Origin of the sequence: Serratia sp. CY38905 (assembly GCF_052168875.1) — a bacterium.
GTDB lineage: Bacteria > Pseudomonadota > Gammaproteobacteria > Enterobacterales > Enterobacteriaceae > Serratia > Serratia sarumanii.
In genome coordinates this window covers 1-12,622 of sequence record NZ_JBJNLV010000013.1, presented here as the reverse complement: position 1 = coordinate 12,622, position 12,622 = coordinate 1, and the positions used below count along the sequence as shown (strand labels likewise).

Annotated in this window: 10 protein-coding genes and 1 pseudogene; 8 read left to right on the top strand and 3 right to left on the bottom strand. The window is 57.7% G+C overall.

Going from position 1 to position 12,622, the window contains the following annotated elements:
* Entirely contained in the window at window positions 1-1,491 is a 1,491-nt protein-coding gene (pdxR, locus tag ACJ8MK_RS21290) for a MocR-like pyridoxine biosynthesis transcription factor PdxR (protein ID WP_033654788.1), read from the bottom strand.
* A gap of 121 nt (window positions 1,492-1,612) precedes the next feature.
* Between pdxR and ACJ8MK_RS21285 the strand changes: the two genes are divergently transcribed.
* From ACJ8MK_RS21285 to ACJ8MK_RS21275, 3 genes are read left to right on the top strand one after another with little or no spacing between them, the layout of a single operon-like run.
* Window positions 1,613-2,878, top strand: coding sequence for a 4-aminobutyrate--2-oxoglutarate transaminase (locus ACJ8MK_RS21285; protein WP_308414084.1), 1,266 nt, complete (start codon window positions 1,613-1,615; stop codon window positions 2,876-2,878).
* Window positions 2,879-2,890: 12 nt separating this feature from the next.
* A complete protein-coding gene (locus tag ACJ8MK_RS21280) occupies window positions 2,891-4,345 on the top strand; it encodes an NAD-dependent succinate-semialdehyde dehydrogenase (RefSeq protein ID WP_004937166.1) in 1,455 nt (484 codons plus the stop codon).
* 58 nt (window positions 4,346-4,403) lie between these two features.
* The gene (locus ACJ8MK_RS21275; RefSeq protein ID WP_060422864.1) at window positions 4,404-5,645 is read left to right on the top strand and encodes an aromatic amino acid transport family protein; all 1,242 of its coding nucleotides are present in this window, start codon (window positions 4,404-4,406) and stop codon (window positions 5,643-5,645) included.
* A 73-nt stretch (window positions 5,646-5,718) separates the two neighbouring features.
* Here the strand turns inward: ACJ8MK_RS21275 and yfcF are convergent, their stop codons facing one another.
* Window positions 5,719-6,354 (bottom strand): glutathione transferase, encoded by a 636-nt coding sequence (gene yfcF / locus ACJ8MK_RS21270; protein ID WP_442518044.1) that lies wholly within the window; start codon window positions 6,352-6,354, stop codon window positions 5,719-5,721.
* A gap of 171 nt (window positions 6,355-6,525) precedes the next feature.
* On the opposite strand from yfcF, the gene ACJ8MK_RS21265 reads away from it, so the two are divergent.
* Window positions 6,526-7,242 carry an HPP family protein gene (locus ACJ8MK_RS21265; RefSeq protein WP_049270431.1) on the top strand — a complete coding sequence of 239 codons (717 nt, stop codon included), beginning with the start codon at window positions 6,526-6,528 and terminating at the stop codon, window positions 7,240-7,242.
* On the opposite strand, the gene aac(6') is transcribed toward ACJ8MK_RS21265, so the two are convergent.
* A complete protein-coding gene (gene aac(6') / locus ACJ8MK_RS21260) occupies window positions 7,243-7,683 on the bottom strand; it encodes an aminoglycoside 6'-N-acetyltransferase (RefSeq protein WP_060422871.1) in 441 nt (146 codons plus the stop codon). It lies immediately after the preceding gene.
* Between the two features lie 576 nt (window positions 7,684-8,259).
* Between aac(6') and ACJ8MK_RS21255 the strand changes: the two genes are divergently transcribed.
* The 4 genes and pseudogenes from ACJ8MK_RS21255 to ACJ8MK_RS21240 all read left to right on the top strand — a co-directional run bounded on the left by ACJ8MK_RS21255 (window position 8,260) and on the right by ACJ8MK_RS21240 (window position 12,432).
* A complete protein-coding gene (locus ACJ8MK_RS21255) occupies window positions 8,260-8,946 on the top strand; it encodes a helix-turn-helix transcriptional regulator (protein WP_126180413.1) in 687 nt (228 codons plus the stop codon).
* Between the two features lie 390 nt (window positions 8,947-9,336).
* The gene (locus ACJ8MK_RS21250; protein WP_439075832.1) at window positions 9,337-10,083 is read left to right on the top strand and encodes a hypothetical protein; all 747 of its coding nucleotides are present in this window, start codon (window positions 9,337-9,339) and stop codon (window positions 10,081-10,083) included.
* A 153-nt stretch (window positions 10,084-10,236) separates the two neighbouring features.
* Window positions 10,237-12,131, top strand: a pseudogene (locus ACJ8MK_RS21245) (replication endonuclease).
* A gap of 115 nt (window positions 12,132-12,246) precedes the next feature.
* Window positions 12,247-12,432: a hypothetical protein gene (locus ACJ8MK_RS21240; RefSeq protein ID WP_439075831.1), complete on the top strand. Its 186-nt coding sequence runs from the start codon at window positions 12,247-12,249 to the stop codon at window positions 12,430-12,432.
* Window positions 12,433-12,622: the final 190 nt, after the last annotated feature.

The following is a 12,622-nucleotide window of genomic DNA, read 5'->3' as shown; positions in this document are numbered from 1 at the left end:
CTAAGGAGCCGCCTTTTTCATTTCGGGCGCGTTGATGCACGCCAGCAGCTGGGTGAAGGCGGCGGCCATCTGCTCTTCCGGTACGCAGGCAAACCCCATCAGCAGGCCGCGCCGGCGGTTGGGCTGCATGTAGTAGCGTGACAGCGGCCGCACCAGCACCCCGCGCGCGCCGGCGGCGGCGGCGATCGCCACGTCGTCGGCCTCGTCCGGCAGGTTGAGGATCAGATGCAGCCCGGCGTTGCTGTTGAACTCGCTGAGCGCCTGTTTGCCGAGGTGCTGTTCGATCAAGCCGGTCAGGAAGGCGCGCCGCCGGGCGTACAGCAACCGCATGCGGCGGATATGCGCGGTGTAATGCCCCGCCTGAATAAACTCCGCCAGCGCGCTCTGGATCAGCAGGTGCCCGCCGCGGTACAGCTCGGCGTGGGCGGTTTTCAGCGCCTGCACCAGCGGCGGCGGCAACACCACATAGCCGAGGCGCAGCGCCGGATAGAGCGTTTTGCTGAAGGTGCCGATGTAAATCACCGGCGCGTCGGCCTCCAGCCCTTGCAGCGCCGGGATCGGTTGGCCGGAAAAGCGGAATTCACTGTCGTAATCGTCCTCGACGATCCAGCCGCCGGCGTTGCGCGCCAGCGCCAGCAGCCGTTGGCGGCGCGCCAGGCTCATCACCGAGCCGAGCGGATACTGGTGCGACGGAGTGACGAAAATCAGGCGGGGCGGGGTGGTCGGCTGCTCCGGCGGCACCAGCCCGGCTTCGTCCACCGCCAGCGGGCAGATGTTCAGCGCATTGATGCGCAGGATATTGCGGATCCCCCAATAGCCCGGCTCTTCGATCCAGGCGTCATCCCCCGGATTGCACAGCATGCGCGTCACCAGATCGATCGCCTGATGGATGCCTTCGGTGATCAGGATCTGTTCCGGCGAACAACGCACCGAGCGCGCCACCCGTAAATACTCCACCAACGCATGTTGCAGCTCCGGGCTGCCGCCCTGATTGCTGTAGGTCAGCCGCTGCGGCGCCGGGCGGCGGCTGAGGCGCGCCTGGATCTTGCTGAACAGCTGATGGGGAAAGGCGTTGACGTCGGGCACGCCGGGAATGAACGCCCCCCACTGTTTGGGGCTGGCGCTGGCGTGGTGCAGCAGCGTGGCGCCGCGCTCGGACAGCTCGACGCGCCGCGGTTGCCCGCTGCCGTCGGCCGGCGCGCCGCCGGTGGAGAGGCAGCTGTCCGGCACCGTGTCGGCGACGAAGGTGCCGCTGCCGGCGCGCGCCGATACGTAGCCTTCCGCCAGCAGTTGTTCATAAACGGTTAATACGGTGTTGCGGGACAGGCTGAGCTCCTGCGCCAGATCGCGCGAGGCGGGCAAGCGGCTGGAGGGCGGCAGGCTGCCGTCGAGAATGCTGGTGCGGATCGCGTTGTAAAGCCGCTTGTGCAGCTTGTCATCGGGCTGCTCGCCGAGGCGCTGCAGCAACAGATCACCACTCAATGAGCGCAATTGGATCCCTCAATTATTCGTAACTGGCACTCGATTATAGGGCCACATCCTGTGTAAATAAACGGCATTGTTTCACGAATGTGAACGAAACGTGTAACTGGCACCGACCGGAGAGAACAGCATGAAAAACGCAGAATTGAACCAACGCCGTCAGGACGCCACCCCGCGCGGAGTGGGCGTGATGTGTGGTTTTTACGCCGAGCGCGCAGAGAACGCTACGCTGTGGGATGTGGAAGGCAATGAAGTGATCGACTTCGCCTCGGGGATCGCCGTGCTGAACACCGGCCATCGCCACCCGAAGGTGATCGCCGCGATTGAAAAGCAGCTGCAGGCCTTCACCCACACCGCCTATCAGATCGTTCCTTACGAAAGCTATGTCTCGCTGGCGGAGCGCATCAACCAGCGCGCGCCGATCGCCGGCCCGTGTAAAACCGCCTTCTTCACCACCGGCGCGGAGGCGGTGGAAAACGCGGTGAAGATCGCCCGCGCTTACACCGGCCGTCCGGGCTTGATCACCTTCGGCGGCGGCTTCCACGGCCGCACCTATATGACCATGGCGCTGACCGGCAAAGTGGCGCCTTACAAACTGGGCTTCGGGCCGTTCCCCGGCTCGGTGTTCCACGGCCAGTACCCGAATGCGCTGTACGGCGTGACTACCGAAGACGCGATGAACAGCCTGGATCGCCTGTTTAAAGCGGATATCGATCCCAAGCAGGTGGCGGCGATCGTGCTGGAGCCGGTGCAGGGCGAAGGCGGTTTCAACGTGGCACCGGCCGACTTTATGCAGGCGCTGCGCGCGCTGTGCGACCAGCACGGCATTCTTCTCATTGCCGACGAAGTACAGACCGGCTTCGCCCGTACCGGCAAGCTGTTCGCCATGGAGCACTACAGCGTTAAACCAGATCTGATCACCATGGCGAAAAGCCTGGCGGGCGGCATGCCACTGTCGGCGGTGGCGGGCCGCGCCGAGGTGATGGACGCGCCGGCGCCGGGCGGGCTGGGCGGCACCTATGCCGGCAACCCGCTGGCGGTGGCCGCGGCGCACGCGGTGCTGGACGTGATCGAAGAAGAGCAGCTGTGCCAGCGCGCCCAGCGTTTGGGGCAGCACCTGGTGGAAGTGCTGCAGCAGGCGCGCAAAACCAGCCCGGCAATTGCGGATGTGCGGGCGCAAGGTTCGATGGTGGCGGTGGAGTTCAACGATCCGGCTACCGGCAAGCCTTCGGCGGAGATCACCCGTCAGGTGCAGCAGAAGGCGATGGAGGAAGGGCTGCTGCTGCTGAGCTGCGGCGTGAACGGCAACGTGATCCGCTTCCTCTACCCGCTGACCATCCCGGACGATCAGTTCACCAAGGCGATGGGCATCCTGTCCCGCGCGCTGGCTCACTAAGGAGCGAACGGCATGAAATTGAACAATCCCGAGCTGCTGCGCAGCCAGTGTCTTATCAACGGCGAATGGTGCGATGCCCTGAGCGGCAAGCGCGAAGCGGTGATCAACCCGGCCACCGGCGCCGAACTGGCCAGCATTCCGCTGGTCAGCGAAGAGGAAACCCAGCAGGCGATCGCGGCGGCGCAGCGGGCGCAAAACGACTGGAAACAGCTGACCGCCAAGCAGCGTTCTGCGCTGCTGTTGGCCTGGGCCGACAAGGTGCTGGCCGCACAGGAAGATCTGGCGCAGCTGATGACCGCCGAGCAGGGTAAATCGCTGGCGGAAGCGCGCGGCGAAGTGGCCTACGCCGCGTCGTTCATCACCTGGTTCGCCGAAGAGGCCAAGCGGGTGGACGGCGCGGTATTGCAGGCGCCGCAGGCTTCGCAGCGCCTGGTGGTGGTGAAGCAGCCGATCGGCGTGTGCGCGGCCATCACCCCGTGGAATTTCCCGGCGGCGATGATCACCCGCAAGGTGGCGCCGGCGCTGGCGGCCGGTTGCGCCATCATCGTCAAACCGGCTGAGCAAACGCCGTTGACCGCGCTGGCGCTGGCCAAGCTGGCGCAGGACGCCGGTATTCCCGCCGGCGTTTTGCAGGTGGTGACCGGGGAAGCGGCACAGGTGGGCAAGGTGCTGTGCGACAGCCCGGTGGTGCGCAAGCTGAGCTTTACCGGTTCGACCGAGGTCGGCCGCATCCTGATGGCGCAGTGCGCGCCGAGCATCAAAAAACTGTCGCTGGAGCTGGGCGGTAACGCGCCGGTCATCGTGTTCGACGACGCCAATCTGGACGCGGCAGTGGCGGGCATCATGGCCTCCAAGTTCCGCAACAGCGGCCAGACCTGCGTCTGCGCCAACCGCATCTACGTGCAGGACGGCATCTACGAGCGGCTGGCGGAGAAACTGGTGGCGGCGGTCGAGCAGCTAAAAGTCGGCGACGGCAGCCAGGAAGGCACCACCCAGGGGCCGCTGATCGACAGCGATGCGGTAGCGAAGGTACAGAGCCATATCGACGACGCGTTGATCAAAGGGGCGCAGATCGCCACCGGCGGCCAGCCGCACGCGCTCGGCGGCACTTTCTTCCAGCCGACGGTGGTGACCGGGGTAACGCAGAAGATGCGCTTCGCCAAAGAAGAGACCTTCGGGCCGGTGGCGCCGCTGTTCCGTTTCCATGACGAGGCGGAAGCCATCGCCATGGCCAACGACACCGAATTCGGCCTGGCCGCCTACCTGTTCACGCAGAACGCCGCGCGCCAGTGGCGCGTGCCGGAAGCGCTGGAGTACGGCATGGTCGGCATCAACACCGGGCTGATTTCCAACGAAGTGGCGCCGTTCGGCGGCGTGAAACAGTCAGGGCTCGGGCGTGAAGGATCGCGCTACGGGATAGAAGAATATCTGGAGCTGAAATACCTGTGTATCGATGTGAGCCGTTGAGCGTCAGGACGTTAACCCATCCCGGCGGCCAGCGTCGCCGGGCGATAAAGGATGATGCATGTCTGATAATACCTCTGTTTCTCCGGCGCTTGCCGCCGGGGTGCGAGCACCTGCACCCGCCAAATCGTTAAGTTTCCTTGAAGGGGTGGCGATGATCGTCGGCACCAATATCGGCGCCGGGGTGCTCTCCATCGCCTACGCCTCCAGCAAGGCCGGTTTCCTGCCGCTGCTGTTCTGGCTGGTGCTGGTGGGGAGCCTGACCACCATCACTATGCTGTACGTCGCCGAATCCACGCTGCGCACCCGCGCACATCTGCAGCTGAGCGGGCTGGCGAAGCGCTACGTCGGCGGCCTGGGCGCCTGGCTGATGTTCGCTTCGGTGTGCGTCAACAGCGTCGGGGCGCTTACCGCCTACATGACCGGCAGCGGCAAGCTGCTGCAATCGCTGTTCGGCATCTCGCCGGCGCTGGGCAGCCTGCTGTTCTTCGTGCCCGCCGCCGGCGTGCTGTACCTCGGTTTGAAAGCGATCGGCCGCGGCGAGAAGTTCATCAGCATCGGCATGGTGGTGATGTTGACCGCGCTGGTGGCGGCAACGCTGCTGAAAGATACCACCCAGATGCGCAACCTGCTGGACGGTGACTGGCGCTATATGGTGCCGGTGTTCAACGTGGTGGTGTTCTGCTTCTCGGCGCAGTACATCGTGCCGGAAATGGCGCGCGGCTTTGCCGACAAGCCGGAACAACTGCCGAAGGCGATCATCGTCGGTATGGTGGTGACCTTCATTTTGCTGGCGGCGGTGCCGATGTCGGTGATCGCGCTCAGCGGGCTGGATGACATCTCCGACGTGGCCACCATCTCCTGGGGCCAGGCGCTGGGGCAGTGGGCGTTCTTCTCCGCCAACATCTTTGCGCTGTGTGCGATGCTAACCTCGTACTGGGGATTGGGCGGCAGCTTCCTGACCAATATTTTCGACAAGTTTCGGCTGGGCAACGACGAGCTGCCGCTGCGCCGCTTCGGCGTGCTGCTGCTGGTGGTAGTGCCGCCGTTCGTGCTGGCCTACAGCGGGCTGGTGTCGTTCGTCAACGCGCTCTACTTCGCCGGGGTGTTCAGCGGGGTGATCCTGTCGATCATGCCGATGCTGATCCTGCGCGGCGCGCGCAAACAGGGCGACCAGACCCCGCGCTGGCAGTGCAACTGGATCACGCACCCGCTGCTGCAGGTCAGCATTGTGCTGCTGTACCTGGCCAGCGCGGTGTACGCCATCGCTTCATTGTTAGGCTATCTGCCCTCTGGATGGTGATTTGCCTTCCCTCAAGCAGTGATGTTGTTTCTCGGCATTGAGAACGGCGGCGTCGTGGCCGCCGATTTTTTTCTCAGGCGCGCCGTTTTTCCGACAACGCCAGCCAGGCCTGCACCGACGGGCGCTGCCACTGCTTGTGCGCATAGTGGCGCACGCGCTCCGGCACCGGGTCGCCGTGCATCACCAGCCGGTTGAGCATCAGCGCCAGATCGGTGTCGGCGATGCACCACTCCCTGAACAGATTGTCCTGCCCGTGGCTCAGCAGCTTTTCCACGGCGGCGATCAGCTTGCGTGCGGCCTCCTGCGCGGCTTCGGACAGCGGCGGGAACTTGCCGTTGTTGAACACCACCTCGGTCGAGCGCTCGGCGCGGATCGGCAACAGATCGCTGCGCAGCCAGGCCTGGATCTCGCGCGCCTTGGCGCGCAGCTTCACGTCGCGCGGATAAACGGCGTGGGCCGGGTGGATGTCTTCCAGGTATTCGGCGATCGCCGAAGACTCCGAGAGCTGAAACTCGCCGATCGCCAGCGTCGGCACCCGGCGGGTGAGCGACAGCGCCGCGTAGGCCGCCTCTTTGTTCTCTTCTTTCGCCAGATCCACCGTCTTCACGGTGAACGGAATGCCTTTTTCCGTCAGCACGACAAAGGCGGACATGGCGTACGGGCTGAAAAATTCACTGTCGGTATAAAGCTCGATGATCGGTTGAGACATCGGCGGTTCCTCGGGGTTAAGGGGGGAACATTCATCATTGACGAGGGGAGGCTAAAAATCAATCTGTTAGCCTAAAAGTTCTTGGGCGGCGCGGTTTACGGCGCCGTGAGCTCCTTCAGGATGATGTGATATATTTGTTGCCAACACGTGAATCGAGCCGTATTGGGTAACATGAAGACGCAGTGGATAGAACGAGTAAAAGTGGGATGCGCGCGCCTGTGGCCGCACCCGCTGGCGGTGGGCAAGCGAGAGATGCTGATTTCCAGCGTCGGCGCCGGTTTGGGGCTGATGCTCGCCGGCTGGATCAGCCACTTTATTTTGGGCGAGGTGAACCTGTGGTTTATCGCGCCGATGGGCGCCTCGGCGGTGCTGCTGTTCGGCGTGCCCAACAGCCCGCTGGCGCAGCCCTGGTCGATCGTCGGCGGCAATGCGCTGGCGGCGACGGTGGGCGTCAGCGCCGGTCTGCTGATCCCCGATCCGGGCCTGGCCTGCGGCGTTGCGGCGGCGGTGGCCATCGGCCTGATGTTCAAGCTGCGCTGCCTGCATCCTCCGGGTGGCGCGGTGGCGCTGACCGCCATCCTCGGCGGCCCCGGCATTCACCAGATGGGCTACCACTTCGTGCTGTACCCGGTGCTGCTGAACTCGGTGCTGCTGGCGGCGCTGGCCATTCTGTTCAATAACCTGGCCGGGCGACGCTACCCGCACGCGCTGGCGCCGGCGGAGGCCAAACCGGCCAATCTGCCGATCGATGCCGTGTCCATCACCCGCGCAGATCTGCACGAGGCGCTGATGGAGGGGGATCTGTTCGATATTGACGAGGACGATCTGCAGGAGATCCTGCTGCGCGCCGAGCAGCTGGCGCATCAGCGGCAAAGCAAGACCGCCTGATCAGCCCAGCGTTTTGCGGTAAAACACCACCCGCTCCGTTTCGGCAAAGCCCAGCGCCGCATGCAGGCGCTGGGAGTCCAGATTGGCGATGTCGGTATCCGACGCCAGCTCGCTGCACCCCTGCTGCTTCGCCCACTCCTGCACCTGTGCGATTAAGCGCGCGGCCCAGCCCTGGCGGCGCGCGCGCTCGACGGTATAAATCCCTTCCAAAAACGCCACCGGTGACGATTCGCAGCCGTTGACGTAATCGTAGCGCAGCGCGACCTCGGCAAAGCCAACGAAAGCGCCGTCCAGCCCCCGCGCCATAAACGCGGTGTGGTGCGGTGAAGCCAGTATCTCGCGCATTTCCGCGCGGTGATCTTCAGGCGAGCTGGAGGGCCACAGCGCGGTGCGCAGCGCCAGCCAGGCGTCGAGGTTGTCGTGGTCGCAGTTGACGATCATGCGGGGGCCTTAGCGGTGATTTTTGTTACCCGCGAGCGTAGCAGGTCTCGGCGCGCAAGCTCAATCTCTCCATCGCTATCTCGCCATTTCTCTCACTTATGATAATGATCGTCGTGTTCATGAGGCCGCCGGAGACCGGTGTGGTTATCGAATAACGAGTGGAGCGCACATTAACGTTCCAAAGTGCATGCTCTCCGGCTCGATAAGGCTAAGGAAGCTTTCGCAATGTGATTGGCCATGCCAACTGGTACAGATGGCCTGCGACTGTGCATAGTTTTCTGCAATGGCCACATCGACGAAAACGTCTCCGTCCAGTTTAAGTAAATACTGATGTAGCCAACCAGGTTGCGCAGACAGATGATGTTGCACCATTTGGCAATAGGCCGCGTACATCTTCTCTTCGGTAACGCCTTTTCTTAGTCTGAAGCGGCCCAGTTCGACGCCATGGCCGGCACTGGCGGGGGAATATGCTGCTATGTGATTAGGGGATGCCATGGTAATTTTTCCAGTAATGGGTGAGTGACTATCATAGGCCGCGACCCTGCCAATTTTTGTCAGGGGTGTCGGAGGCATTCAGTGAGAACCGTCAGGTTATTTTCAATACTCGAGCAACTGCGCGGCAGACAACGCCCGGTTTCGGCGGAGTTTCTGGCCCAGACGCTGGATGTTTCGGTGCGAACCATCTATCGAGATATGAGCACGTTGCAGGCGATGGGTGCTCCGATCCGCGGCGAGTCTGGATTGGGGTACCAGCTGGAAAAGGGGTATTTCTTGCCGCCGCTGCATTTTGACGCTAACGAGCTGGAGGCCATAATACTGGGCACTCGTCTGATTGCGGCTCGCGGTGATGCGCAGCTGGGTGAAGCGGCACGTCGCGTTTCAGCCAAAATAGGTGCCATGTTGGATGACGATGCGAAGAAACGTTACGAGGATATGCCATTGCGCGCCGTCTCGCGCAGGACTCTGGAGTATGAACTGGCCGACAGGTATCTGGAGCCATTGCGCGTGGCTATTCGAGGCAGAAAGCGGTTGGCCGTCCGTTATCGCGACCTTAAAGGTAATGAAAGCCGAAGAAATATCAGGCCATTAGGATTGACCATGTTTGACGCCGTGTGGCTGCTGACCATATGGTGCGAGACCAAAGCCGATTTCCGCAATCTGCGCGTTGATGGCATTCTATCGTTGACGGACACCGGCGAACGTTTTCGACAGGAAAGAGGTAAACGTTTTGAAGATTATATTAAATCTTTACCGGCAGCATAGGTGCTACAGAGACGGCTTTGGCGATAATGACACGACGAGCCATTGTGTGGGCGGCACAGTAACGACGGACTGTGTAAATACCTGCCATTTGAGGGCAGTGGGTAGACTCGTACCGCCACTGTGAGCAAGAAATAAAAAAAGCCACTTCGAGAAAAGTGGCTTTTTTATATGATATTAAAGCTAAGGTTTGGTGGCCCCTGTTGGGTTTGAACCAACGACCAAGCGATTATGAGTTCCTAAAGGAACAACCGAAAATCAATGGTTTGCGTTATTTTTCATTGGCATAGTTTGCATCTATTTGCCAATGATTACCCATCATTCGCCATTTCCACCGCCATTTTATCGCCATTTTGAAAACTGGTTTCCCGTGATTGCGAAAAAGAGTATCTTATGCAAGAACCACAAGATTTTGGAGTATATATGGATAAGTTGAAACTCGAAGATAGTGTTTTTCAAGCCTCTAAAGATTACTTACATGATTTATATGGCGACTTCACACGCATTGATGAGCAGAAAGACAAGCCTGATGCAGCAATTAGGTTATCACAAAAAGTAGATGGTGTTGATGTAACTATAGGAATAGAAATAACTTGTGTCGATAAACAAGGTGACTTGCAATACTTCAATGACGAAAAATTCTCCCGCGATATAACTCGAAAACAAATTGACGATTGTATAAATGGAGTTGTTCCAACACAACCCATGAAAAAAACTTCAATCGCGATAGGAAAAGACTATTTTTATGAAGCCATAGAGAAAAAACGTGATAAATATGATGGTTATAAAAGTGATGGTGGTTTTAATGAGGTGATTATATTAGTTTTTAGTCAGTTATTTGGTTGTGATGAAAAACATTTTGGTGACTACCATGTTTCATGGACAAATTATTTGTTAAGTAAGTCTAACTTTCCATTTGACAAGGTTGTTTTTGTCGATAGAGCTCAGTCCAAGTGTATTACTATGTTTGATAAAAACATACCAAAAAAGTCTCCACCTAAAAATGAGCCGAATAAAGAATTAGGCTTTACCCAAGTACACACTGGGTTTATCCCAGTGAATCAGCCAGTAAACTTATATGATACTTATAAAAGGGAACCTTTAGTAAACAAGAAGAAAGGAAAGTCCAAGAAAAGATAGTTGGAATTTTTCCCCTTTTAAGGGGTGGATATATCTGCCCCTCAACTTTATTAAAATTAACCTTTATAATCTAAGGGATTAAGTTTAATTGCATCATTCTAAATGATCAGGTGCAAAGTGCGCATATCGCATCGTCATTTTGATACCCAGCTGATGCAATACCTGGCGTCACGTATGGTCAATATGGTCGCCAGATATAACCGCCTCCCTGATATGTCGCGCGCCGATATTGACTTACTGGCCGCTGATATCGCTAATTTCATCCGGTCAGAGCTGGTCGACATTGATGACACCGGATTTAGTGAACTCAAAACGCTGTACACGTGGTACATGCGCGCTGGGATTATTTCCCTGCAATTCAATGTTACCCCGCCACATTGGGAGCGGGTGACAAAGAAATATTTTGGCGAGGATGAAATAGCCCCGGCTATCACCCGTATGTTTAACGATGTGTGGTGGCGTGGTCGTCTGCGTCGTATCGCGGCTGCATGGCGGGAACATCTGCAAATTGCTGTCGGTAACGTCAGTAAGAAAAAGCATTCCTATGCGAGTTAAAACTGCGTGACTGACTGGCGCGAGCAGAAGCGCCGCACGCGCGAGTTTCTCAAGGGGCTGGATCTCGAAGACGAAGACGGCAACCGCATCAGTCTTATCGAAAAATACGACGGTTCGGTCGCTAACCCGGCAATACGCCGCTGCGAGCTGATGACCCGCATTCGTGGGTTTGAAAATATCTGCAATGAACTCGGTTATGTCGGTGAGTTTTACACCCTGACCGCACCGTCTAAATATCATGCCACCACCAAAGCGGGCTACCGTAACAGCAAATGGAACGGAGCCAGCCCGTCGGACACGCAGAGTTATCTCACCGGCCTTTGGGCGCGCATTCGTGCCAAGCTACACCGGGAAGAAATCCGCATTTTCGGTATACGTGTTGCCGAACCTCATCACGACGGAACGCCTCACTGGCACATGCTTATGTTCATGTTGCCGGAAGACGTCGAGCGTGTGCGCCTCATCATCCGTGATTATGCGTGGGAGGAAGACCACCACGAACTGAGAAGCGATAAAGCCAAAAAGGCACGCTTTCATGCCGAAGCCATTGACCCAGAAAAGGGCAGCGCTACCGGCTATGTCACTAAATACATTTCCAAAAACATCGACGGCTATGCTCTTGATGGTGAAACCGATGACGAAAGCGGTGAGTTGCTGAAAGAGACAGCTCCCGCCGTTTCAGCGTGGGCGGCACGCTGGCACATTCGTCAGTTTCAGTTTATCGGTGGTGCGCCGGTGACGGTCTACCGTGAGTTGCGCCGTCTCGCTGACACTGAGACCGCACATGGTTTGAGCGTTGAGTTTGCCGCCGTCCATGATGCCGCCGACGCTGGTGATTGGGCTGGTTACGTTAATGCACAGGGCGGTCCGTTTGTTCGTCACGATGATTTGCAGGTGCGCACGCTGTATGAACCGCGTGCCGAGTTTAACCAGTATGGCGAGGAGACTGTCTGCATCTGTGGTGTGCACGATTCTACTGTTGGTGCTGGCACCCCGATTTTAACCCGGCTCACGCAGTGGAAAATTGTGCCGAAGCGTGCCGTTGATTTGGCCGTTGACATTAAGGGCGCTCCTGCGCCCTCTCGGAGTTCTGTCAATAACTGTACGGGAGACGAAAGCGATCCGCCGGAACTCGATTTATCAAAACCTCTGAGTCGACGTCAAAGGCGAGAACTGACGAACAGAATCAGGAAACCAAAGCCACCAAAAAGGGAGAAATTTATCCAAGGAACAGATGAGCAAAACGCTGCGATAGAGAAGGCTATCGACGAGATACATCTGACAACCGGCATTACCATCAGTCGGGGGGAAGCTCTGCATCTTATAGCCGGGGGAGGAGCTGTATAAACGGAAAATGGTGTAGAGGTTCTGCTTCTGGGGAAGTCTTCCCGTCAGTACCATCACGGGCGGCAAAACGTGAAGCGGCAAGATTAAAAGCAAAGCAAATTATGGCGCGTGTAGAACGTTTAGCACCACTGCAACAGATAAATTAATACTTATTGTTTATCCATATCAGATAGATACATATCGATGGTGTGTATTTTTTCTTCCCAATTTTTGGCAATACGTGATTCTGTATATATGTACAGTGTTACGTTAGGGGGTTGTGTGGATAGAGAGTTAAGTGAGCAAGTTATGCTAGAGCGAGTTGAAATGATTGCACGTCTTGCTGCTAGTTGCATGTGCCAAGAAAAAGACCGAGAGATAGCACTTGGTATGACTGCTGACCTTGTTATGGAAAAATTGATAGAATCAAAAGATACCCATTTCATTAACATTATTACAGACGAATAAATCATTTCATATCAATTAATTATATGTGATTCTGTGTATAGCTAAGTGACTTAGTACAGTGAATGTCGCAATAGGGGAATTGGGTAGAGAATGGAAGCGTTGTTCCCCCCTCTTTCTTTAATTGCTCATGGTGAAGCATGTCTCTGGTGTCGCAAGCACGCAGCTTGGGTAAATATTTTCTGTTGCTCGA